The sequence below is a fragment of the Ralstonia sp. PBBBR1 genome, from assembly GCF_002256165.1.
Classification (GTDB): Bacteria; Pseudomonadota; Gammaproteobacteria; order Burkholderiales; family Burkholderiaceae; genus Ralstonia; species Ralstonia thomasii.
This window is the reverse complement of record NZ_NKIL01000008.1, coordinates 276,367-298,312: the sequence shown is the minus strand read 5'-3', so window position 1 is coordinate 298,312 and position 21,946 is coordinate 276,367. Positions and strand designations below refer to the sequence as shown.

22 protein-coding genes and 1 tRNA gene are annotated in these 21,946 nt (G+C 61.9%); 1 reads left to right on the top strand and 22 read right to left on the bottom strand.

The window, feature by feature from the left end:
• Positions 1 to 2 precede the first annotated feature (2 nt).
• From nuoK to CFE42_RS16965, 19 genes are all read right to left on the bottom strand, one after another.
• On the bottom strand, positions 3 to 314 hold the full coding sequence (nuoK, locus tag CFE42_RS17055) for an NADH-quinone oxidoreductase subunit NuoK (protein ID WP_004630788.1): 312 nt from the start codon (positions 312 to 314) through the stop codon (positions 3 to 5).
• A gap of 17 nt (positions 315 to 331) precedes the next feature.
• Positions 332 to 964 (bottom strand): NADH-quinone oxidoreductase subunit J, encoded by a 633-nt coding sequence (locus tag CFE42_RS17050; protein ID WP_004630790.1) that lies wholly within the window; start codon positions 962 to 964, stop codon positions 332 to 334.
• A gap of 146 nt (positions 965 to 1,110) precedes the next feature.
• Complete coding sequence (gene nuoI, locus CFE42_RS17045; RefSeq protein WP_003261939.1) at positions 1,111 to 1,602, bottom strand: NADH-quinone oxidoreductase subunit NuoI; 492 nt, start codon at positions 1,600 to 1,602, stop codon at positions 1,111 to 1,113.
• A 20-nt stretch (positions 1,603 to 1,622) separates the two neighbouring features.
• On the bottom strand, positions 1,623 to 2,687 hold the full coding sequence (gene nuoH / locus CFE42_RS17040; protein WP_004630795.1) for an NADH-quinone oxidoreductase subunit NuoH: 1,065 nt from the start codon (positions 2,685 to 2,687) through the stop codon (positions 1,623 to 1,625).
• A gap of 8 nt (positions 2,688 to 2,695) precedes the next feature.
• Positions 2,696 to 5,047 carry an NADH-quinone oxidoreductase subunit NuoG gene (nuoG, locus tag CFE42_RS17035; protein ID WP_004630797.1) on the bottom strand — a complete coding sequence of 784 codons (2,352 nt, stop codon included), beginning with the start codon at positions 5,045 to 5,047 and terminating at the stop codon, positions 2,696 to 2,698.
• 12 nt (positions 5,048 to 5,059) lie between these two features.
• Positions 5,060 to 6,355: an NADH-quinone oxidoreductase subunit NuoF gene (nuoF, locus tag CFE42_RS17030; protein ID WP_004630799.1), complete on the bottom strand. Its 1,296-nt coding sequence runs from the start codon at positions 6,353 to 6,355 to the stop codon at positions 5,060 to 5,062.
• A complete protein-coding gene (gene nuoE, locus CFE42_RS17025) occupies positions 6,356 to 6,859 on the bottom strand; it encodes an NADH-quinone oxidoreductase subunit NuoE (protein WP_004630801.1) in 504 nt (167 codons plus the stop codon).
• A gap of 115 nt (positions 6,860 to 6,974) precedes the next feature.
• Positions 6,975 to 8,228, bottom strand: a complete 1,254-nt coding sequence (locus CFE42_RS17020; protein ID WP_004630803.1) for an NADH-quinone oxidoreductase subunit D — start codon at positions 8,226 to 8,228, stop codon at positions 6,975 to 6,977.
• Between the two features lie 13 nt (positions 8,229 to 8,241).
• On the bottom strand, positions 8,242 to 8,844 hold the full coding sequence (locus tag CFE42_RS17015) for an NADH-quinone oxidoreductase subunit C (RefSeq protein ID WP_004630806.1): 603 nt from the start codon (positions 8,842 to 8,844) through the stop codon (positions 8,242 to 8,244).
• Between the two features lies 1 nt (position 8,845).
• Entirely contained in the window at positions 8,846 to 9,328 is a 483-nt protein-coding gene (locus tag CFE42_RS17010) for an NADH-quinone oxidoreductase subunit B (RefSeq protein ID WP_004630808.1), read from the bottom strand.
• Positions 9,329 to 9,334: 6 nt separating this feature from the next.
• Positions 9,335 to 9,694 carry an NADH-quinone oxidoreductase subunit A gene (locus CFE42_RS17005; RefSeq protein WP_004630810.1) on the bottom strand — a complete coding sequence of 120 codons (360 nt, stop codon included), beginning with the start codon at positions 9,692 to 9,694 and terminating at the stop codon, positions 9,335 to 9,337.
• Positions 9,695 to 9,857: 163 nt separating this feature from the next.
• Positions 9,858 to 9,942 (bottom strand) — tRNA-Leu (locus CFE42_RS17000).
• A gap of 179 nt (positions 9,943 to 10,121) precedes the next feature.
• Entirely contained in the window at positions 10,122 to 10,484 is a 363-nt protein-coding gene (gene secG / locus CFE42_RS16995; protein WP_004630811.1) for a preprotein translocase subunit SecG, read from the bottom strand.
• A gap of 62 nt (positions 10,485 to 10,546) precedes the next feature.
• On the bottom strand, positions 10,547 to 11,293 hold the full coding sequence (tpiA, locus tag CFE42_RS16990) for a triose-phosphate isomerase (RefSeq protein WP_004630814.1): 747 nt from the start codon (positions 11,291 to 11,293) through the stop codon (positions 10,547 to 10,549).
• A 79-nt stretch (positions 11,294 to 11,372) separates the two neighbouring features.
• Complete coding sequence (locus tag CFE42_RS16985; protein ID WP_004630816.1) at positions 11,373 to 12,377, bottom strand: NAD(P)H-quinone oxidoreductase; 1,005 nt, start codon at positions 12,375 to 12,377, stop codon at positions 11,373 to 11,375.
• A 38-nt stretch (positions 12,378 to 12,415) separates the two neighbouring features.
• Positions 12,416 to 13,369, bottom strand: a complete 954-nt coding sequence (locus CFE42_RS16980) for an HAD family hydrolase (RefSeq protein WP_004630818.1) — start codon at positions 13,367 to 13,369, stop codon at positions 12,416 to 12,418.
• 100 nt (positions 13,370 to 13,469) lie between these two features.
• Entirely contained in the window at positions 13,470 to 15,644 is a 2,175-nt protein-coding gene (gene pnp, locus CFE42_RS16975) for a polyribonucleotide nucleotidyltransferase (protein ID WP_004630820.1), read from the bottom strand.
• A 318-nt stretch (positions 15,645 to 15,962) separates the two neighbouring features.
• Complete coding sequence (gene rpsO, locus CFE42_RS16970; protein ID WP_004630822.1) at positions 15,963 to 16,232, bottom strand: 30S ribosomal protein S15; 270 nt, start codon at positions 16,230 to 16,232, stop codon at positions 15,963 to 15,965.
• A gap of 158 nt (positions 16,233 to 16,390) precedes the next feature.
• Positions 16,391 to 17,650: a branched-chain amino acid ABC transporter substrate-binding protein gene (locus tag CFE42_RS16965; RefSeq protein WP_004630823.1), complete on the bottom strand. Its 1,260-nt coding sequence runs from the start codon at positions 17,648 to 17,650 to the stop codon at positions 16,391 to 16,393.
• Between the two features lie 183 nt (positions 17,651 to 17,833).
• On the opposite strand from CFE42_RS16965, the gene CFE42_RS16960 reads away from it, so the two are divergent.
• Complete coding sequence (locus CFE42_RS16960) at positions 17,834 to 18,286, top strand: hypothetical protein (RefSeq protein ID WP_004630825.1); 453 nt, start codon at positions 17,834 to 17,836, stop codon at positions 18,284 to 18,286.
• 244 nt (positions 18,287 to 18,530) lie between these two features.
• Here the strand turns inward: CFE42_RS16960 and CFE42_RS16955 are convergent, their stop codons facing one another.
• The 3 genes from CFE42_RS16955 to CFE42_RS16945 form a co-directional block, all read right to left on the bottom strand.
• Positions 18,531 to 20,072, bottom strand: coding sequence for a 2-isopropylmalate synthase (locus CFE42_RS16955; protein ID WP_004630827.1), 1,542 nt, complete (start codon positions 20,070 to 20,072; stop codon positions 18,531 to 18,533).
• Between the two features lie 316 nt (positions 20,073 to 20,388).
• Positions 20,389 to 21,261 carry a CDP-diacylglycerol--serine O-phosphatidyltransferase gene (gene pssA / locus CFE42_RS16950; RefSeq protein ID WP_004630829.1) on the bottom strand — a complete coding sequence of 291 codons (873 nt, stop codon included), beginning with the start codon at positions 21,259 to 21,261 and terminating at the stop codon, positions 20,389 to 20,391.
• A gap of 13 nt (positions 21,262 to 21,274) precedes the next feature.
• A complete protein-coding gene (locus CFE42_RS16945; protein ID WP_004630830.1) occupies positions 21,275 to 21,922 on the bottom strand; it encodes a phosphatidylserine decarboxylase in 648 nt (215 codons plus the stop codon).
• Positions 21,923 to 21,946 lie beyond the last annotated feature (24 nt).

Below are 21,946 nucleotides of genomic sequence, written 5' to 3'. Positions count from 1 at the left end.
GGTCAGCCCTTGAGGCTGTCCAGATCGTCGACGTTGATGGTGTCCAGATTACGGAACAGCACCACCAGGATGGCGAGACCGATCGCGGATTCCGCCGCGGCCACCGTCAGGATGAAAAACACGAACACCTGCCCCGCCAGATCGCCCAGGTAATGGGAGAACGCGACGAAGTTCAGGTTGACCGCCAGCAGCATCAGTTCGATCGCCATCAGCAGCACGATGACGTTCTTGCGGTTCAGGAAGATGCCGACGATGCTGATGGCAAACAGCACCGCGCCGAGCACGAGGTAATGGGCAAGGGATAGCGAAGACATATGGGTTCTCCCGGGGCTCAGCTGTTGGATTCAGCCGAAGCTGCGCCAGCCGATTTTTCCGCCGGCATCGAGACCAGACGCACGCGGTCCTTGCGCTTCACGCGGATTTGATCAGACACGTTCTGTGCCTTGGTGTCCTTGCGGCGGCGAGCGGTCAGAGCCACGGCCGCGACAATTGCCAGCAGCAGCACCGCGCCAGCCACTTCAAAGGCGTAGATGTAATCGGTATAGATGAGTTTCCCGAGCGCCTGTGTGTTCGGGCCGGTGAAGCCCTTCGGCAGCTCCTGCACGGGCTGTACGCGCCCCATGAAGGTCTTGGTCAGCACGACAGCCATTTCCAGGATGATGACCACGCCCACGAAGGCTGCCATCGGTACGTAGGTCCAGAAATCGCGTCGCAGGTGTTCGATGTCGATATCGATCATCATCACCACGAACAGGAACAGCACCATCACTGCCCCAACGTAGACCAGCACCAGCGTGATGGCGAGAAACTCCGCCTTGAGCAGCATCCAGATCGCCGCCGCGGTGAAGAACGAGAGCACGAGGAACAGCGCCGCGTGCACCGGGTTCTTCGCGGTGATGACCTTCAGCGCTGCGAGCACCAGCACGAGCGCGAAACAGTAGAAGATGATCGTCGTGATTTCCATGATCCTGGCACGGGCCGTTTTGCGGCACGCGCTTGTCCAAAGCCGCGATGGCGTGACGCCACCGCAACTGGTTGGCTCTCGAGGAGCCGTTGTCCAACCGGGATGTCAACTGCACCGCCCGCCAACTGCACGGCGGACGTCCTGACTCAGCGGTACTTCGCGTCGGCCGCCTTGTTGGCCGCAATTTCCGGCTCGAAGCGATCACCCACGGCCAGCAGCATGTCTTTGGTGAAATACAGGTCGCCGCGCTTTTCACCGTGGTATTCCAGGATGTGCGTCTCGACGATGGCGTCCACCGGGCAAGCCTCTTCACAGAAGCCGCAGAAAATACACTTGGTCAGGTCGATGTCGTAGCGCGTGGTGCGGCGAGTGCCGTCGTCGCGCTGATCCGATTCGATCGTGATGGCCAGGGCCGGGCACACGGCTTCACACAGCTTGCAAGCGATGCAGCGTTCCTCGCCATTCGGATAGCGACGCAGCGCGTGCAGGCCGCGGAAGCGCGGCGACAGCGGCGTCTTCTCTTCCGGAAAGAGAACGGTGATCTTGCGCGCAAACAGGTAGCGCCCGGTCAGCGCCAGCCCCTTGAAGAGTTCCTTCAGGAGCAGGCTGTTAAAGAATTCCTTGATGGCAAGCAACATGGTGCCTTCCTATTGTCCCGTTACTTCCAGATGTTCCACGGCGACACCAACCAGATGGCGACGACGACAAGCCAGCCCACAGTGAGCGGAATGAAGATCTTCCAGCCCAGACGCATGATCTGGTCATAGCGATAACGCGGGAACGATGCACGCAGCCAGATAAAGACCGACAGCAGCAGGAAAACCTTGAACAGCAGCCAGAAGAAGCCCGGAATCCAGTTCAGGACCGGCGCGTCGATCGGCGGAGCCCAGCCGCCCAGGAACAGCGTGGCCGTCAGCGCCGAGATCACGATCATGTTGATGTACTCGGCCAGGAAGAACAGCGCGAACGCCATGCCCGAGTATTCGATCATGTGGCCGGCCACGATTTCGGATTCACCCTCCACCACATCGAACGGATGGCGGTTCGTTTCAGCCACACCCGAGATGAAATAGACGCCGAACATCGGCAGCAGCGGCAGCCAGTTCCACGACAGGATGTTGATACCGTGACCTGCAAAGAAACCGCGGTTCTGCGAGTTAACGATGTCCGACAGGTTCAGGCTGCCCGTCACCATCAGTACCGTCACGAGCGCGAAGCCCATGGCGATTTCGTACGAAATCATTTGTGCCGAGGCACGCATCGCACCCAGGAACGCGTACTTTGAGTTCGATGCCCAGCCGGCCAGGATCACGCCGTACACGCCCACCGAGCTGATCGCCATCACGTACAGCAGGCCAGCGTTGATGTTCGACACCATCGCCTCGGCTTGGAACGGAATCACCGCCCAGATCGCCACGGCGGGCATCAGCACCATCAGCGGCGCGATGATGTACATGCCACGGCTGACCGCGCTCGGCACCATGACTTCCTTGAGCAGCAGCTTGAGCACGTCGGCAATCGGCTGCAGCAGGCCCATCGGGCCCACGCGGTTCGGGCCCAGACGCACGTGCATCCAGCCGATGAGCTTGCGCTCCCACAGGATCAGGTAAGCCACGCACAGCAGCAGCGGCAGAATGATGCAGACCGCACGGACCAGCGTCCAGACCAGCGGCCACCAGCCACCGAAGGTGGCGGTACCGAAAGAAGTAATCGACTCGATCATGTTGACCCTTACACCGTAGCCGCCAGCGCGGACGATTCAACCTTCTCAACGCTTACCGCCCCGAACATGGCACCCAGCTGAGCCGACGCCTCGGTAGCGGCGGGCACACGGATCACGCCGGAAGCCAGCGACTTGTCCAGCACGGCCGGCAGCACCACGCTGCGCTGCCCTTGCGTCACGCGCACGGCGTCACCATTGGCCAAGCCCAGTTGTGCGTAGAGATCGGCCGGCACGCCAGCGCGCACGGCCGCGCGTGCCGCAGCCGTCAGTTGCAGAGAACCAGCGCGGCGCACGATCGGATCAGCGTGGTAGATCGGCACATCTGCCAGACGTTCGAGGCCTGCTGCGGCGGCGGCCGGAGCAGCGGTCAGCGCCGTCGTCGTGTTCGACAAACGGGCGGTGACCGGCTTGGCCAGTACTTCGTCGCGCACCACTTCGGAGCTGTCGTATTCGAAGCCCGGCACGTTCAGCAGGTTGCCCAGCACGCGCAGGACCTTCCACGCCGGACGCGAATCGCCCAGGCTGCGCACAACGCCGTTGAAGCTTTGCGGCAGACCTTCGCAGTTCACAAAGGTGCCCGAGGTTTCCGTGAACGGCGCCGTCGGCAGCAGCACGTCGGCGTACTCGAGTGCAGCGCGGGAGGCAAACGGCGCCAGCACGATCACCGTGTCAGCCTGGTCCAGTGCCGCACGGGCCTGCCCAGGGTTCGCGGTATCGAATTCCGGCTCGGCACCCAGCAGCACGTAAGCACGACGCGGTTGCGCCAGCATGGCGGCGGCGTCCAGACCATTGCCTTGCGGCAACGCACCGGCAACGTAGCCGCCCACGGTGTTGGCCGCTTCCGTCAGGAAACCCAGCGTCGCGCCGGTCTGCTGCGCCACCCACTGGGCCAGCGCATGCAGTTGCGAGAACTGCGGATGCGCCACAGCAGCGTTACCGAGGAACACAGCCTTACGCTCTCCCGACGCAAGGCTCGCAGCGATGCGCTTGGCAACGTCACCGGCTTCGATGCTATCGGTGCCACCCGGGCGGGCAACGTTGTTGGCAGCCGCCACCGCCACCGCAACTTGCGACAGCAGCGACAGCCATTGCGACGGCGCGCCCAGCAACTGCGTAGCAGGCATCAGCAGATCTTCGCCGCCGGCGCCGATCACGTTCAGTTGCGCGCCCTTCTTGCCTGCCTGCCGCAGACGGGCGGCCAGCAGCGGGTGGTCCTTGCGCAGGAAAGAGCCTACGACCAGCGTACGCTGCAGCAGCGACACGTCGGCGATCGGCATGCCGAGCCACGGAGCGCCCGTCGGCTTGACCGAGAAATCGGACTGACGCAGACGGAAGTCGACGTTGTCGCTGCCAATGCCGCGCACCAGTTTTTGCAGCAAGAACAGTTCTTCCAGCGTGCTGTGCGGGCTTGCCAATGCACCGATCTGATCGGCACCGTGGTCTCGCTTGATTTCGTTCAGGCCGTTGGCAACGTATTCCAGCGCCGTGGTCCAGTCGACGGCCTTCCACTGACCGCCTTGCTTGAGCATCGGCTGGGTCAGACGGTCGTCGCTGTTTACGCCTTCATAGGCGAAGCGGTCCTTGTCGGAAAGCCAACACTCGTTGATGGCTTCGTTATCCAGCGGCAGGACGCGCATCACGCGCTGGTTCTTCGTCTGGACGATCACATTCGCCCCCAGGCCGTCGTGCGGCGACACCGACTTGCGGCGTGCCAACTCCCACGTACGGGCCGAATAGCGGAACGGCTTGCTGGTCAGCGCACCGACCGGGCACAGGTCGATCATGTTGCCCGACAACTCGGAGTCAACGGTCTGACCGACGAACGTCGTGATCTCGGAATGCTCACCACGGTTGAGCATGCCCAGTTCCATCACGCCGGCAATTTCCTGACCAAAGCGGACACAACGCGTGCAGTGGATGCAGCGCGTCATCTCTTCCATGGAGATCAGCGGGCCCACGTTCTTGTGGAACACGACACGCTTTTCTTCCTGGTAACGCGATTCCGACTTGCCGTAGCCCACGGCCAGATCCTGCAGTTGGCACTCGCCACCCTGATCGCAGATCGGGCAATCCAGCGGGTGGTTGATCAGCAGGAATTCCATCACGGACTTCTGTGCCTTCACCGCCTTCTCTGAGTTGGTGAAGACCTTCATGCCCGCGGTGACGGGCGTGGCGCAGGCCGGCAGCGCCTTGGGTGCCTTCTCGACCTCGACCAGGCACATCCGGCAGTTGGCCGCGACCGACAGTTTGCGGTGATAGCAGAAGTGAGGGATGTAGGTGCCCGTCTGGCGAGCCGCCTCCATCACCAGGCTGCCTTCGGCAACCTCGACCTTCTTGCCATCGATTTCGATTTCAACCATGTTCTGCCACGCTTAAATGTAGGTGGGCACCATGCACTGCTTGTGTTCGACGTGATACGCGAACTCATCCCAGTAGTGCTTGAGCATGCCGCGGACCGGCATCGCAGCGGCATCGCCGAGTGCGCAGATGGTCCGGCCCATGATGTTTTCGGCCACGTTGTTCAGCAGGTCCAGGTCTTCCTGGCGGCCCTTGCCGTGCTCGATGCGGTCGACCACGCGGTACAGCCAGCCCGTGCCTTCGCGGCACGGTGTGCACTGGCCGCACGACTCTTCGAAATAGAAGTACGACAGGCGCAGCAGCGACTTCACCATGCAACGCGTTTCGTCCATCACGATCACTGCACCCGAGCCCAGCATCGAACCAGCCTTGGCGATCGAGTCGTAGTCCATGTCGGAGGCCATCATCAGGTCGGCCGGCACCACGGGCGCCGACGAACCACCCGGGATGACCGCCTTGAGTTTCTTGCCACCGCGCATGCCACCGGCCAGCTCCAGCAGCTTGGAGAACGGCGTGCCGAGCGGAATCTCGTAGTTGCCCGGACGCTCCACGTCGCCGGACACAGAGAAGATCTTCGAGCCACCGTTGTTCGGCTTGCCCATCTTCAGGTAGTTGTCCGGACCGATCGCGAGCAGGAACGGGACCGCGGCAAAGGTTTCGGTGTTGTTGATGGTGGTCGGCTTGCCGTACAGGCCAAAGCTTGCCGGGAACGGCGGCTTGAAGCGCGGCTGGCCCTTCTTGCCTTCCAGCGACTCGAGCAGCGCGGTCTCTTCGCCGCAGATGTATGCGCCATAGCCATGGTGCGCATGCAGCTGGAAGTTGAAGCCGGACCCCAGGATGTTGTCACCGAGGAAGCCTGCAGCGCGCGCCTCTTCTAGGGCCTGCTCGAAGATCTTGTATTCGTTCCAGATCTCGCCGTGGATGTAGTTGTAGCCAACGGTGATGCCCATCGCGTAGCCGCCGATGGCCATGCCTTCGATCAGCGCGTGCGGGTTGTAACGGATGATGTCGCGATCCTTGAACGTCCCCGGCTCGCCTTCGTCCGTGTTGCAGACCAGATACTTCTGGCCCGGGAACTGGCGCGGCATGAAGCTCCACTTCAGACCGGTCGGGAAGCCCGCACCGCCCCGGCCACGCAGGCCCGACGCCTTCACGTCGGCAATGACCTGCTCTGGGGTGATCTTCTCGGTGAGGATGCGCTTGAGCTGTTGATAGCCGCCACGCTTGACGTAATCTTCGAGGTGCCAGTTGTCGCCGTTCAGGCCGGCAAGAATCAACGGCTGGATATGTCGATCGTGCAGAGAGGTCATTTACTTGCCTGCTCCGTTGGTCGGCGCCTTCGACTGGAGGTCGGCGATCAGCGCGTCGAGCTTCTCGTTGCTCATGAAGCTGCACATGTGGGTGTTGTTGACGATCATGACCGGTGCATCACCGCACGCGCCCATGCACTCGCCTTCCTTCAGCGTGAAGTTGCCGTCGGCGGTGGTCTCGTTGAAACCGATGCCCAGCTTCTTCTTCAGGTAGTCGGCAGCACGTTCGCCGCCCGACAGCGCGCACGGCAAGTTCGTGCACACCGACAGCTTGAAGCGGCCAACCGGCTTGGTGTCGTACATGTTGTAGAACGTCGCCACTTCCTCGACCCACACCGGCGGCATTTCGAGGTACTCGGCCACGAACTGCATGACTTCGGGCGAGACCCAGCCTTTCTCGCTCTGCGCGACCGCCAGCGCCGCCATCACGGCGGACTGCTTCTGGTCGGCGGGATATTTCGCGACCGCCCGATCGATTTCCTTGAGAGCTTCTGCTGATAGCATGTTCGTTGCGATTGGTGCGGGACGCGGGGCGTGTTACCTAACTGCCTTACCCCGGCGTGCGTCCTCGTTTCACAGCCGCGCTTGCCTGCGCGTCAAACCGTTGTTTCCTGCGGGTTCAGCGATCGATCTCGCCAAACACGATGTCTTGCGTACCGATGATCGTCACCGCATCGGCAATCATGTGACCCTTCGCCATTTCGTCAAGCGCGGCCAGATGAACGAAGCCCGGTGCGCGGATCTTCAAGCGGTACGGCTTGTTGGCGCCGTCGGAGATTGCATAGATGCCGAACTCGCCCTTCGGGTGCTCAACAGCGGCATACGCCTCGCCTTCGGGCACATGCATACCTTCCGTGAAGAGCTTGAAGTGGTGAATCAGCTCTTCCATGTTGGTCTTCATGTCCACACGCGACGGCGGCGCCACCTTGTGGTTATCGGTGATCACAGGGCCCGGGTTTTTGCGCAGCCACTCGATGCACTGGCGAATGATGCGATTGCTCTGGCGCATTTCTTCCACGCGCACCAGATAACGGTCGTAGCAATCGCCGTTCACGCCAACCGGGATGTCGAAATCGATGCGGTCGTACACCTCATACGGCTGCTTCTTGCGCACATCCCATTCGATGCCCGAACCACGCAGCATCGCACCGGAGAAACCTTTGTTAAGCGCACGCTCCGGGCTCACCACGCCGATACCAACGAGACGTTGCTTCCAAATCCGGTTGTCGGTCAGCAGCGTCTCGTACTCGTCAACGTACTTCGGGAAGCGGTTGGTGAAGTCTTCAATGAAATCAAGCAGCGAACCCGAACGCGTTTGGTTCAGGGCGGCCAGCGCCTTCTCGTTGCGCACCTTGGATGCCTTGTATTGCGGCATCGTGTCAGGCAGGTCGCGATAGACGCCGCCCGGACGGTAGTAGGCGGCGTGCATGCGCGCGCCCGACACCGCCTCATACATATCGAACAGGTCTTCACGCTCGCGGAAGGCGTACAGGAACACCGCCATGGCGCCAACGTCCAGCGCGTGCGAACCAATCCACATCAGGTGGTTCATGATCCGCGTGATTTCGTCGAACATGACGCGGATGTACTGCGCACGCAGCGGCACTTCTAGACCCAGCAGCCGCTCGATTGCCATCACGTAGGCGTGCTCGTTGACCATCATCGACACGTAGTCGAGGCGGTCCATGTACGGCACGCTCTGAATCCACGTCTTCTGCTCAGCGAGCTTTTCAGTCGCGCGGTGCAGCAGCCCGATGTGCGGGTCGGCACGTTGAATGACTTCACCGTCCAACTCAAGCACCAGGCGCAGCACGCCGTGTGCTGCCGGGTGTTGCGGACCGAAGTTCAGGGTGTAGTTCTTGATATCTGCCATGTTCGGGCGCCCTTCAGTGCTTCAGACCACCGTATTGATCCTCACGGATCACACGCGGCGTAATCTCGCGCGGCTCGATGGTGACCGGCTGGTAGACCACGCGGCGCTGCACCGGGTCGTAACGCATTTCAACGTAACCCGACACGGGGAAGTCCTTGCGGAACGGGTGGCCAATGAAGCCGTAGTCGGTCAGGATGCGGCGCAGGTCCGGATGGCCTTCGAACACAAGACCGTAAAGGTCGAACGCTTCGCGCTCGAACCAGTCAGCGGAATTCCAGATCGTGGTCACCGACGACACCACGGGCAGGTCATCGTCCGGCGCAAACACGCGCACGCGAACGCGCCAGTTGTGCGTGATCGACAGCAGATGCGACACCGCAGCGAAACGCGGGCCGTTCCAGGCACCGTCGCCGTAGTCGGCGTAGTCGACGCCGCACAAGTCCATCAGCTGTTCAAATTTGAGCGAAGCGTCGTCGCGCAGCGTGCGCATGGCGTCGAGGTAATCGGCAGCCTTCACCACGAGGGTGAGTTCACCGACCGACTCGGTCAGGCTTTGAACGCGATTGCCCAGCGCCTTTTCCAGCGCGGCCTTCAGGGTGGCAAGCTTGTCGGTCATGTCAGGCCTTGCGCGCGATGGTGTTGGTGCGACGGATCTTGGCCTGCAGCTGAATGATGCCGTAGATCAGTGCTTCGGCCGTCGGCGGGCAGCCCGGCACGTACACGTCGACCGGCACGATGCGATCGCAGCCGCGCACGACAGAATACGAGTAGTGGTAGTAACCGCCGCCGTTCGCGCACGAACCCATCGAGATGACCCAGCGAGGCTCGGCCATCTGGTCGTACACCTTGCGCAGCGCGGGCGCCATCTTGTTGCACAGCGTGCCGGCCACGATCATCACGTCAGACTGACGCGGCGACGGGCGGAACACCACGCCGAAACGGTCCAGGTCATAACGCGATGCGCCCGCATGCATCATTTCCACAGCACAGCAGGCCAGGCCGAACGTCATCGGCCAGAGTGACCCGGTACGGGTCCAGTTGATCAGCTTGTCAGCGGTTGTCGTGACAAAGCCTTCGTTGAGTACGCCTTCGATCGCCATTTCACATCACTCCCAATCGAGCGCGCCTTTTTTCCAGATGTAGACGAAGCCCACGAGAAACTCGAGAAGAAACACGCCCATCGCAAAGAACCCCGGCCAGCCGATCTCACGCAGCGCCACGCCCCAGGGGAAGAGGAACGCGGTCTCCAGATCGAACAGAATGAACAGGATGGCGATGAGGTAATAGCGCACGTCGAACTTCATCCGCGCGTCTTCGAATGCCTCGAAGCCGCACTCGTACGGCGAGAGCTTGTCAGGATCGGGATTGTTCGGACCGAGGACTCGGCCGATGGTCATCAGAGCAAGGCCGAGGCCAACACCGACAACGATGAACAACAGTACGGGGAAATAGGCTTCGAGGTTCAAGGGACGCCCGCCTTTTTGAATGGTTGCAACAGCACTGCCCGCAGGCGGCGCCTTGTCGCCCCATCGAAGGCGCCGGGTCCGCAGCCTTACGACGCCTTGACTGCGCGTCGTCTTGCGGAGGGGCCTGCGCGGAACATCCCGTTGAACAGACCCCGAATTTGATTGGTGCCGACGGCGAGACTCGAACTCGCACAGCTTTCGCCACTACCCCCTCAAGATAGCGTGTCTACCAATTTCACCACGTCGGCTGGGGGAAGAAACTCTATCAGGAACGCGGTTAAGACTTAACGCCCTTGCCGTTTCCCGTATTGTTCCAAGCCTTGCATTCTACCGCAAAGCAACGCTTTTGTTCAATGCACAAACAAAAATCTTATCCCTCGCAACGCGCCGAAAAACCTCAACGGCACGCCACGATCGTTGCATCAAATTACTTCGGCACAGCGGGCGCGGAAGCTGCGCCCGAAGCAGCGGCAGGAGCCGAGGCCGCGGGTGCGGATGCCGTGGACGCAACAGGCGCGACCGAACCCATCACACCCGCCGACACGCCGCCCTTGTTGGTGCCGATCAGCGTCAGCGCAAGCGTGGCAACGAAGAACACGGTGGCCAGCACGGCCGTCGTACGCGACAGGAAGTTGGCCGAACCGGTGGCACCAAACAAGCTGCCCGACGCGCCCGACCCAAATGCCGCCCCAACGTCCGCGCCCTTGCCGTGTTGCAGCAGCACCAGGCCGATCACGCCGAGCGCGCTCAGAATTTGCGCCACCAGCAGCAGAGTCTTCAGAATTGCCATTTCGTTTCTCTCAATAATATGTTGCAGCCGCACATGGGTGACATCGCGACTCGATCGGTTGTTTATGCGCGCCCGATCGCCAGGAAATCTTCCGCCTTCAACGATGCGCCGCCGATCAGGCCGCCATCGATGTCCGCCATTGCAAACAATTCGCCGGCATTGTCGGGCTTGACGCTGCCACCGTACAGAATTGACAGACGCTGCGCCACGCCAGCGTCGCGGGCAGCAACACGTGCGCGCAGAAACGCGTGCACAGCCTGCGCCTGCTCGCTCGTCGCGGTCTTGCCCGTGCCAATGGCCCAAACCGGCTCATACGCCACGACGATACGACCAAGTTGCTCGACCGACAGCGCTTCGAGAACTGCATCGAGTTGGCGGGCGACCACCTGCTCGGTCTCACCTGCTTCACGTTGCGCGAGCGTTTCGCCCACACAGACGATCGGGGTGATGCCATGTTCCAGTGCACGCATTGCCTTAGCCGCCACTTGTGCATCGGTTTCGCCGTGGTATGAGCGACGTTCGGAGTGACCGACGATCGCGTAGCCGCAGCCAAACTCCGACAGCATCGATGCCGCTACTTCGCCGGTAAAGGCGCCCCGTGTTTCAGCCGACACATCCTGTGCACCCCAACCGACCGCAGAACCGGCGAGCAAGGACTGGCACTGAGCCAGGTACGGGAACGGCGCACACACGGCCAGCGTGGCGTTGGTTTTGCCTGCCGCCTTGATCTGTTCAAGCAACGTGGCGTTCGTGCTCAGACTGCCATGCAGCTTCCAGTTGCCCACCACCAGCTTCGGTCTTGCGTTCACGTTTTACCCGGTCGACTGTCAAATAAACCCGGCATTCTACCGCGGCGGCAAAAACGGGGTCAATTTCGGCGTCTTGGCGTCAATCCCAAACCAACATGATCTTGCCGATGTGCGCGCTCGATTCCATCAAAGCATGCGCCTGGGCCGCCTGCGCGGCCGGCATGACCTCATGGACGACCGGCTTGATGCGCGCAGACGCAAGCAATGGCCAGACCGTTTCATACAGGTTGGCCGCGATGGCGGCCTTGAATGCAACCGGACGCGGGCGCAGCGTCGAGCCCGTCAGCGTAATGCGCCGGCGCAGGATGTCGCCTAGCGGCACCTCGGCCTTAGCGCCACCCAGCAACGCGATCAAGACGATACGGCCATCGTCGGCGGTGCAGGCAATTTCGCGCGCGACATAACTGCCGCCGACCATGTCGAGCACCACATCGGCGCCGCGCCCTGTCTCGGCCTTGACGATTTCAACGAAATCCTCGGTCTTGTAGTTGATGGCGCGCGTGGCCCCGAGCTCGACGCAGGCGTCACACTTTTCGGCGCTACCGGCCGTGGCGAACACGCGGTGACCCAATGCAGACGCGATCTGAATCGCCGTCGTGCCGATGCCGCTGGAGCCGCCCTGCACGAGCAGCGTTTCATCGGCGCCGTGCGCGCCCCGCCCCAGCAGGCCTCGGTCGAACACGTTCGACCACACGGTGAAATAGTTTTCTGGCAATGCAGCGGCTTCGACATCGGACAAGCCGGCCGGCACAGGCAGCACCTGGCCCAACGGCGCCGTGCAGAACTCCGCATAACCGCCGCCTTGCACCAGCGCGCAGACGCGATCGCCTACCTTCAGGCCGTAGCGATTGTCGGCGTGCGCCAGATCACCGCTGACTATCTCGCCTGCAACTTCGAGCCCCGGAATATCCGAGGCACCGGGCGGCACCGGATAGTTGCCCGTGCGCTGGAACACATCGGGCCGGTTCACGCCCGCTGCACGCACGCGGATCAGAACCTCGCCGGCCTTGGCCTCCGGCATCGGGCGCTCGCCAAGCTTCAAGACTTCAGGGCCACCGTACTGGGTGATTTCAATCGCTTTCATGAGAATCGGATCGAGAGGGTTACGGCGCAGTGCGCGGGTTACGAGACGCTACGCCTCGGTTCGACAAAGTGCTGCGGAATGCCGCGCGTGGTTTCGCGCATGATTTCTTGTTTGCCGTGGACGATGCCGTCGGCGATCTTGCCGATATGCAACTTGAGCCACATCTCCGTCGGCGAGCCGGCGCGATAGTCGGCCGGGCCGAGCATGTCGACGCGATCATCGGCACGCAAGTTGTCAGCCTGCTCGAATGAGCGAGGGCTCTCCGGGTTGTAGACCGCATAGGTGCGGCCGCCGCCCTTGCGGGCGACCGAAAACGCCGGAATATCACTCGGCCCATCGGCGACGTAGATCATGTTGGCGAAGGGCACGCGGCGCTCGTCCTCGGCAATCGACGAGTTCACACTTACCGCTTCCGGGTGCTTATTGACGCCCTTGTTGATCTCAAACAGCGCACGTGTCTTGGTGGTGTTATCGATGGCGTAGATGACTTCCGCAATGACCGGCCGGCCATCCGCGTTCGAGTCGGACGCCTCCAGAAATTCGCAGCCCCACACGCCGTCGATGTACGGGGCGATGGGCGAGCCCTTGATCATCTCTGTCAGGCCCGTGCTGACGATGTAGTGTTCGAGCTTGATGTCGAACGCCTGGTAGGTTGCGTTGTCGCGCACCCACGCCTTGCTGCGCTCGAAGAAATCAGTCACGCCGGGGAAGAATTCGAGTTCGGCGCCCAGTTCGCGCAGCGTTGCATTGTCGAGCCCGCCCATGCGGCCGTCGCGCACATGGCGCAGCAGCACATTGAGGTAGAACGTTTCCTGGTTGACCTTCTGACCGCGCGATTCAATTTCGCGCGAGCCTGCAGCCACTTCGTCCCAGAAACCCTGCTCGGCGATATTGAAGCGATCGAACAGCGGCACTTGCATGTAGCGCGGGATCAGTGTCTTGTCGAAATCCCAGACGATGGCGATGCGGTTTTGCTCGAACAGGCGGCTCATGATGGGGCGCGAAGGGACAACAGGAAGAACTCGCGACGCAGTGTAAACAAAAAAACGGCTGGACATCGTCCAGCCGTTTTTCTTGGTGAAAACCGCTCGCTTACTGCTGTTGTTGCTGCTGTTGTTGCGAGGCAGCGTCGCCAGCACCCGGTGCTTGCGGTGCAGCGGCCGGCACGTCGCCCTCTTCGGCCTTGGCGGCCTTGATCGACAGGCGCATGCGGCCCTTTTCATCGGTGCTCAGCAGCTTCACGCGCACAGCCTGGCCTTCCTTCACATAGTCGGAAACCTGGTTCACGCGCTCGTTGGCGATTTCCGAGATGTGCAGCAGACCGTCCTTGCCCGGCAGGATGTTCACGATCGCGCCGAAGTCCAGCAGTTTGAGCACGGTACCGTTGTAGATCTTGCCCACTTCCGCTTCTGCCGTGATGCCTTCGATGCGGCGCTTGGCTTCTGCCATGCCTTCCGACGAGGTCGACGCGATGGTGATCGTGCCGTCTTCCCCGATGTCGATCGTGCAGCCGGTTTCCTTGGTCAGCGCCTGGATGGTCGAACCACCCTTGCCAATCACGTCGCGGATCTTCTCCGGGTTGATCTTGACCGTGATCATGCGCGGTGCGTGCTCCGACAGCTCGGTGCGTGCGCCGCCCATGGCAGCCTGCATCTTGCCCAGGATGTGCAGACGGCCTTCCTTGGCTTGCGCCAGTGCCACCTGCATGATTTCCTTGGTGATGCCCTGCACCTTGATGTCCATCTGCAGTGCGGTGATACCAGCGTCGGTACCAGCGACCTTGAAGTCCATGTCACCCAGGTGATCTTCGTCACCCAGGATGTCGGTCAGCACGGCGAACTTGTTGTCTTCCAGGATCAGGCCCATGGCCACGCCAGCAACGTGCGCTTTGATGGGCACGCCAGCGTCCATCAGTGCCAGCGAGCCGCCGCACACCGAAGCCATCGACGACGAGCCATTCGACTCGGTGATTTCCGACACCAGACGGATCGTGTAGCCGAATTCGTCGGCGGGCGGCAGCACCGGAATCAGTGCGCGCTTGGCCAAACGGCCATGGCCGACTTCGCGGCGCTTCGGGCTGCCCACGCGGCCAGTTTCGCCCGTGGCGAACGGCGGCATGTTGTAGTGGAGCATGAAGCGATCACGGTACTCGCCTTGCAGCGCGTCGATGATCTGCTCGTCGCTCTTGGTGCCCAGAGCGGCCACCACCAGCGCTTGCGTTTCACCACGCGTGAACAGCGACGAGCCGTGCGCACGCGGCAGCACCGACGAACGGATCTCGATCGGGCGCACCGTGCGGGTGTCGCGGCCGTCGATACGCGGTTCGCCATTCAGGATCTGGCCGCGCACGATCTTCGATTCGAGCTCGAACAGGATGTTGTCGACTTCCACGCCATCGGCTTCCACGCCGGCTTCGGCCAGCTTGGCCGCAACCGACTTGTAGACTTCCTTCAGCTTCTGGCTGCGGGCCGACTTCTGGCGCAGCTGGTAAGCAGCTTGCAGATCGGCCAGGCCCAGTTCGGACACCTTTGCGACCAACGCTTCGTTCTTCGGCGCAGCTTGCCAATCCCACTCAGGCTTGCCGCCGTCGCGCACCAGGTCGTGGATCGCGTTGATGGCGATCTGCATCTGCTCATGGCCGTACACCACGGCACCCAGCATGATCTCTTCCGACAGCTGCTGCGCTTCGGATTCGACCATCAGCACGGCACGCTCGGTACCGGCAACAACCAGGTCCAGATCCGAGTGCGCCAGTTGTGCGCGGTTCGGGTTCAGCAGGTACTGGCCATCCTTGTAACCCACGCGGGCAGCGCCCACCGGGCCGTTGAACGGCAGACCCGACACAGCCAGTGCAGCCGAAGCAGCAACCAGCGCCGGGATGTCAGCCGGCACTTCCGGGTTGATCGACAGCACGTGGATAACGACCTGGACTTCGTTGTAGAAGCCCTCCGGGAACAGCGGACGCAGCGGGCGATCGATCAGGCGCGAGGTCAGCGTTTCGTTTTCCGACGGACGGCCTTCGCGCTTGAAGAAGCCACCCGGGATCTTGCCAGCGGCGTAGGTCTTCTCGAGGTAATCGACAGTCAGCGGGAAGAAGTCCTGACCCGGCTTCGGGTTCTTGGCGCCTACCACGGTAGCGAGCACGACGGTGTCGTCCATGTCGAGCAGCACAGCGCCGCTCGCCTGGCGGGCGATCTCACCCGTTTCCATGCGGACCTTGTGGCCGCCCCATTGGAATTCTTTGACGACCTTATTGAACATGGTCATAGCATCTCCTGTTCGGTATTCGCGGCGCGCTTCATTGCGCTTCACCGCGACAAATACGTTCCGTAAGACGGTGCGGTTGCAGAGGTGTGTTTTATGCCATTCCAGCGCAGCGCTGGCATCAATGCCGCGCTGGAATGACACAAGGCCCTGCTTCCTGCCGCCCCCGGTCCTTGGCAGCCGCTTCATCTTGAACTGGCCGACTGCCATCACTCACCGGTTGCCCGGCGCGGCCACAAACGCAGCCGCCAAAAACAAAATGCCTGCATCAGCACGCTGACGCAGGCACTTTTCATCACGCGCAGTGCGTGATACCCACCATTACTTACGCAGACCCAGCTTCGCAACCAGGGCGGTGTAACGGTCAGCGTCCTTGCTCTTGAGGTAGTCCAGCAGACGGCGGCGACGGCTCACCATGCGGAGCAGGCCGCGACGGCTGTGGTGATCCTTCATGTGCGCCTTGAAGTGCGGCTGCAGTTCGTTGATGCGAGCGGTCAGCAGTGCAACTTGCACTTCCGGGCTACCCGTATCGTTGGCGCTGCGGCCGTTATCTTTGACGATGTCTTGCTTGTTGATGTCAGCGACGGACATTTTGATTCCTTTGACTTGCGGACACTGCAGCGCCTGAATAGCCGCCGTTGGTGCCGTGTTGAACAATGATCTTGCTGCCCATCCAAAATCGGTCTGGACAGCAAGACCGCGATTATAGCGCAGAACCGCGCCCTGACGACAGTGCTGTGCCGCCCTGCTTAATAGCGCACCATTTTGCAGGTCGTGGGCAATGCGGTTTGCGCCCCTTGAATCACTTTTAGCGTACGAAAACCATAGCCCGAGCCCTCGATATCAAACAGCGCACCGGGCATGCCCGCCCGCTCCATCTGCGCGACGACGAGCGGCTGAATGGCTTGATGGTCCTCCGCTCGCAGCGTAATGCGGTGGAAGCCGTTGTCGAACGATGCGCGTTCTAGCGCACGCGCCACGGCGGCAGCTTCCGTCGTCTCGGCACGCTCGATGGCGGCGGCCAGCATGTCGATCAACATCTGGTCGCGCAGCAATGGGTAATCGTCGGCGGGTGCCGGATAACGCGCACGGAAGGCCTTGTAGAACGCATCGGACTTGGCACCGCCCAGGTTCGGATGCCACTCCGCCACGGCCACCACACGGCCGACGCCGGCTTCGCCCATCGCGCCTGGTGCACCAAGCGAGTTGCCATAAAACGTAAAGAAGCGCGCCTTGAGCCCGGCATCTCGCGCGGCCTTGACGAGCAGCGTCAGATCGTTCCCCCAGTTGCCGGTGATGACCGTATCCGCACCCGACGCGGTAATACGCGCCACATACGGCGCAAAGTCCTTCACCTTTCCGATCGGGTGCAGCACCTCGCCAACGATCGCGATGTCCGGTCGCTTTTCGCGCAACTGCTGGCGCGCCGATTGCGCCACCTGGCGGCCGAACGTGTAGTCCTGCCCAATCAGGTAGACCCTTTTGATCGCCTTGTCATCGCGGATCACTTCCGTCAGCGCGTGCATGCGCATGTCGGCCGACGCATCGAAGCGGAAATGCCAGAAGCTGCATCCCTCATTGGTCAGCGCCGGATCGACGGCAGCGTAGTTCAGGAACAGCACGCGCGCATCCGGATGTCGGTCGTTGTAGCGCGAGATCGACGTCGACAATGCAGCCGCTGCCGCAGAACTGTTGCCCTGCAGCACGAAGCGGATACCCGCATCCGTGGCGGCCTGCAGTTGCAGCAACGATTCGTCGACGGTGTTCTTGCTATCGAAGCGCAAAAGCGCAAGCGGATGGTGGCCATCAGGCAGCTTCACACCACCGCGTGCATTTACGCCTTCGATGGCCATGCGCAGATTGCGCTCCACTGCCTCGCCCGCATTGGCAAACGGGCCCGAAAGCCCTTCAATCAGGGCCAGCCGGATCGGCGCGCCTTCGGGCTGGGCACTTGCCGCGCCGCACAACCCCACAGCCGCCAGCGCGGCCACAAACCAACGAAACACCATGGCAAATCTCCGTGAAGCGCGGATGGTAAAGCGCCGCCGCATGTCGGCACAAGCCCACACGCCGGCAGAGACCGCACGGCCTCCTACACTGAAGGCATCGGGAGACTATTTGTGAACATTCGATCGACATGGCAGTGCGCGGCACTGCTCGCCGCAGCGCTGACATCAACGTGCGCGTGTACCATGCTGGCGCCCTTACAAACGGGCGAAGCGCTGGTCGGCCAACCCGCTTCTGCCGTGGAAGCACGCTTTGGCAAACCACCCGAGCGGTATCCGCGAGCCGATGGCGGCATGCGCTGGCTATATCCGACGCAGCCCTATGGGCAATTCACCTATGCCGCTGATTTCGACGCGAGCGGCAAGCTCGTCTCGTTCCGGCAGATTCTGACCACGATGGATTTTGCGCAGATCCGTGTCGGCACGGCGACGCAGAATGATGTGCTGCAGACGTTCGGCAAGCCCGAGGAGACCGCCTATTTCCGGCTGATGGATCGGCAGGTGTGGTCCTATCGCTTTAGGCACGAAGGCGTCTGGCCCTCGCTGATGAACTTCTATTTTGACCGCGACGGCGTCGTGCGGCTCACGCAGGTCAGCCCCGACCCGATGTACGACCACGATCACGATTCAAGCCGGTGAACCAGCGTTAACCGCCAGAACGGCAACTTCCACGCGAGGCGCATCGCCTGGCGTGGACGTTCGGGTCGGCCATGTCGTGGATCGCACAGACATCGCTCTCAAAGACGGCCGGCATGGTGCACGCTCCTGACGTGTCCGGTGCCGCCGCACCCGCTTCGCGTTCCGGTGGATAGCCGGGTGCGCGCTCAGTGGTGATCGTGTTGGGGTCTGGGCTGACTCCTGCCTGTGTTCATGAAACCCGCGATCAGATCTGCGGGTTGAGTTTTTCGCTGCTCTTGTCCTGCAGCTTGTTCAGAGCGGCAAGGTAAGCCTTGGCCGAAGCCGCAACGATGTCCGGGTCAGTACCCACACCGTTGACGATACGGCCCGACTTGGACAGGCGCACCGTCACTTCGCCCTGCGCCTGCGTGCCCGTCGTGATGGCGTTGACCGAATACAGCAGCTGCTCGGCGCCGCTGGCGACCTTGCTCTCAATCGCATTGAGCGTGGCGTCGACCGGGCCATTGCCCTCCGCTTCGCCCGTCACTTCCTTGCCATCCGCGACGAAGACGATGCGCGCGTGCGGACGCTCGCCGGTTTCCGAGCGCTGGGCCAGCGACACGAAACGGAAGTGCTCGCCCTCGCTGTGCTGCGCTTCGTTCGAGACGATGGCGACGATGTCCTCGTCGAAGATCTCAGCCTTCTGATCGGCCAGCTCCTTGAAGCGGGTGAAGGCAGCGTTCAGTTCGGCTTCCGAATCCAGTTCAATGCCCAGTTCCTGCAGACGCTGCTTGAACGCGTTGCGGCCCGAGAGTTTGCCCAGGACGATCTTGTTGGCCGTCCAGCCCACGTCTTCGGCACGCATGATTTCGTACGTATCGCGCGCCTTGAGCACGCCATCCTGGTGGATGCCCGAAGCGTGCGCGAAAGCGTTGGCGCCCACGACAGCCTTGTTCGGCTGCACAACGAAACCGGTGATCTGCGAGACCAGCTTGGAAGCCGGCACGATCTGCGTGGTATCGACACCCACGTCGAGATTGAAGTAGTCGCGACGCGTCTTCACGGCCATCACCACCTCTTCGAGGCTGGTGTTGCCGGCGCGCTCGCCCAGGCCGTTGATCGTGCATTCAATCTGGCGTGCGCCGCCCAGTTTGACAGCGGCCAGGGAGTTGGCGACCGCCATGCCGAGGTCGTTATGGCAATGCACCGACCAGACCGCCTTGTCGGAATTCGGGATGCGCTCGCGCACCGAGCGGATCAGGGCGGCATAACCTTCCGGCACCGCGTAGCCCACCGTATCTGGCAGGTTGATGGTGGTCGCGCCCTCGGCGATCACGCCTTCCAGCACGCGGCAGAGGAAATCCATATCGGAGCGGCTGCCATCTTCCGGCGAGAACTCGATGTCATCGGTGAACTGGCGCGCGAAACGCACCGCCAGGCGCGCCTGCTCGTACACCTGATCCGGCGACATGCGCAGCTTCTTTTCCATGTGCAGCGCCGATGTGGCGATGAACGTGTGGATGCGGAACTGCCCCGCCGGCTTGAGCGCCTCGGCAGCGCGGGAAATATCACGGTCGTTCGCACGGGCCAGCGAGCAAATGCGCGAATCCTTGACCGACTGCGCAATCGCGCGGATCGCCTCGAAGTCACCATTGGAGCTGGCCGCAAAACCGGCCTCGATCACGTCCACCTTGAGCCGCTCCAGCTGCTTGGCGATGCGGATCTTCTCTTCCTTGGTCATCGACGCCCCGGGGGACTGCTCGCCGTCGCGCAAGGTGGTATCGAAAATGATCAGTTTGTCGCTCATGGCGGCTCCTTGGTGGGGTGACGTTTTTGGCGTCGGTCTTAGTGGGTGTCTCGAATGGTTTTTTGCGGCGCAGAATGCAAAACGCCCCGGCGTGCATGGTTGCAGGCCGGGGCGCTGTGAATTCTGGTTCGCGAAAACTTGGCGGTTTTTGCTTGCCTTGTCTTGCGATTTCCTATACGCGTGTCCCGACCTGACGACCTAGTAGGCCATCAATCGAGACTAGCGTAATCAGAATGGAAATCGGGCGCGAAAGCATACGAATGACTATAGACGAATTCAAAAATTGACGCAAGCGCACAATGGTGCAGCGCATGGGTCACTCATGCGCTTCGTCCGATGCCTGCTTTGGCAAACGGGGGCTACCTTGTTGCCCATGCAGCGCGCGCCACCCCCACAGCAGGTAACCCGACACCGCGTAGCCAACAAACAGGCCGAACAACGCCACCGGCGGATCACTGGATATCACGACGAATAACACAAGCACGAGCACCATCACGCCGAACGGTACGCGGTGGCGAACATCGAGCGCCTTGCCGCTGTAAAACGGCGCGTTCGACACCATCGACAGCCCTGCATACAGCGTCAGCCCGAAGGCTACCCACGGCATCCACAGCTCTTTGACCGGCAGCTTGTTGTCGATCGCCAGCCAGACAAAACCTGCGATGAGCGCAGCGGCGGCCGGGCTAGGCATGCCCTGGAAGAAGCGCTTGTCGACCGATCCGATGTTCGTGTTGAAGCGCGCGAGACGCAATGCAGCGCCGGCGCAATACACGAACGCAGCGAGCCAGCCCCACTTGCCCAGATCGCGCAGGATCCATTCGTACATGACCAACGCCGGCGCTACGCCGAACGACACCATGTCAGACAGCGAGTCGTATTGCTCGCCGAACGCGCTTTGCGTATTGGTGATGCGGGCGACGCGGCCGTCCATGCCGTCGAGCACCATCGCCGCAAAGATGGCGATCGCGGCCGTCTCAAAGTTCAGGTTCATCGCCTGCACGATGGCGAAGAAGCCGGCGAACAGCGCGGCCGTCGTGAACGCGTTGGGTAGCAGATAGATGCCTCTGCGGCGCGGACGCACGATCTCCAGATCGTCGTCATCCGAGCGCGGCTGGTTGTGCCGCAGCGGACGCAGGTGCGTCACGTTGCCGGCGGTAAAACGCTTCTTGCGTCGGTTGAACGCGGGCATGGCGACCTCCGGATCAGTCCAGCTCAGCAAGCACTGTAAGCGTGGCGGATACCTTCTCGCCGATGGTCACGCGTGGACGCGCCGTCAGCGGCAGGTACACGTCAACGCGCGAGCCAAAGCGGATGAAACCGTAGCGCTGGCCACGCGTGAGTACTTCGCCTGCCTTGGTATAGCAAAGGATGCGCCGCGCGATCAATCCAGCCACCTGCACTGAAGTGACGAGCTGACCATCAGCGCGGCGCAGCACGATGGCGTTGCGCTCGTTTTCCAGCGACGCCTTATCCAGGTCCGCATTGACGAACTTGCCCGGGAAGTACTGCACCTGCTGCACCGTGCCATCGACCGGCGCGCGGTTCGAGTGCACATTGAACACGTTCATGAACACGCTGATCTTCAGCGAGTCGCGATCAGCGTACGGGTCGCGCACCTGCTCGACGGCGACGATGCGACCATCGGCCGGCGACAAAATCGCATTGGCCTGCGTTGGCACAGCGCGCGCGGGATCGCGGAAAAACTGCAGCACAAACAGCGTCAGCACCCAGAACGGCCATGCCCAGCCAAAGCCGGCGGCAGCCTGCACAATGAGCGTGACGATGAAAATCCCGCCCAGGTACGGCCAACCCTCGCGGGCGATGATGGGATGCGGATACGTGTTGTTCAAATCAGACCTCGACAGCGTCTTGAA

What these genes read in the sequence shown, in the direction of transcription:
- nuoI (WP_003261939.1), bottom strand. Translation starts at nt 1,602, where the DNA reads ATGTTGCTTGCCATCAAGGAATTCTTTAACAGCCTGCTCCTGAAGGAA.
- pnp (WP_004630820.1), bottom strand. Translation starts at nt 15,644, where the DNA reads ATGACCATGTTCAATAAGGTCGTCAAAGAATTCCAATGGGGCGGCCAC.
- CFE42_RS17010 (WP_004630808.1), bottom strand. Translation starts at nt 9,328, where the DNA reads ATGGCGATCGAAGGCGTACTCAACGAAGGCTTTGTCACGACAACCGCT.
- CFE42_RS17015 (WP_004630806.1), bottom strand. Translation starts at nt 8,844, where the DNA reads ATGACCGACAAGCTTGCCACCCTGAAGGCCGCGCTGGAAAAGGCGCTG.
- nuoH (WP_004630795.1), bottom strand. Translation starts at nt 2,687, where the DNA reads ATGATCGAGTCGATTACTTCTTTCGGTACCGCCACCTTCGGTGGCTGG.
- secG (WP_004630811.1), bottom strand. Translation starts at nt 10,484, where the DNA reads ATGGCAATTCTGAAGACTCTGCTGCTGGTGGCGCAAATTCTGAGCGCG.
- nuoF (WP_004630799.1), bottom strand. Translation starts at nt 6,355, where the DNA reads ATGACCTCTCTGCACGATCGACATATCCAGCCGTTGATTCTTGCCGGC.
- pssA (WP_004630829.1), bottom strand. Translation starts at nt 21,261, where the DNA reads ATGCCCGCGTTCAACCGACGCAAGAAGCGTTTTACCGCCGGCAACGTG.
- CFE42_RS17020 (WP_004630803.1), bottom strand. Translation starts at nt 8,228, where the DNA reads ATGGCAGATATCAAGAACTACACCCTGAACTTCGGTCCGCAACACCCG.
- CFE42_RS16985 (WP_004630816.1), bottom strand. Translation starts at nt 12,377, where the DNA reads ATGAAAGCGATTGAAATCACCCAGTACGGTGGCCCTGAAGTCTTGAAG.
- CFE42_RS16980 (WP_004630818.1), bottom strand. Translation starts at nt 13,369, where the DNA reads ATGAGCCGCCTGTTCGAGCAAAACCGCATCGCCATCGTCTGGGATTTC.
- rpsO (WP_004630822.1), bottom strand. Translation starts at nt 16,232, where the DNA reads ATGTCCGTCGCTGACATCAACAAGCAAGACATCGTCAAAGATAACGGC.
- nuoE (WP_004630801.1), bottom strand. Translation starts at nt 6,859, where the DNA reads ATGCTATCAGCAGAAGCTCTCAAGGAAATCGATCGGGCGGTCGCGAAA.
- nuoG (WP_004630797.1), bottom strand. Translation starts at nt 5,047, where the DNA reads ATGGTTGAAATCGAAATCGATGGCAAGAAGGTCGAGGTTGCCGAAGGC.
- CFE42_RS17050 (WP_004630790.1), bottom strand. Translation starts at nt 964, where the DNA reads ATGGAAATCACGACGATCATCTTCTACTGTTTCGCGCTCGTGCTGGTG.
- CFE42_RS16960 (WP_004630825.1), top strand. Translation starts at nt 17,834, where the DNA reads ATGCTGGCGCCCTTACAAACGGGCGAAGCGCTGGTCGGCCAACCCGCT.
- CFE42_RS16965 (WP_004630823.1), bottom strand. Translation starts at nt 17,650, where the DNA reads ATGGTGTTTCGTTGGTTTGTGGCCGCGCTGGCGGCTGTGGGGTTGTGC.
- CFE42_RS16955 (WP_004630827.1), bottom strand. Translation starts at nt 20,072, where the DNA reads ATGAGCGACAAACTGATCATTTTCGATACCACCTTGCGCGACGGCGAG.
- nuoK (WP_004630788.1), bottom strand. Translation starts at nt 314, where the DNA reads ATGTCTTCGCTATCCCTTGCCCATTACCTCGTGCTCGGCGCGGTGCTG.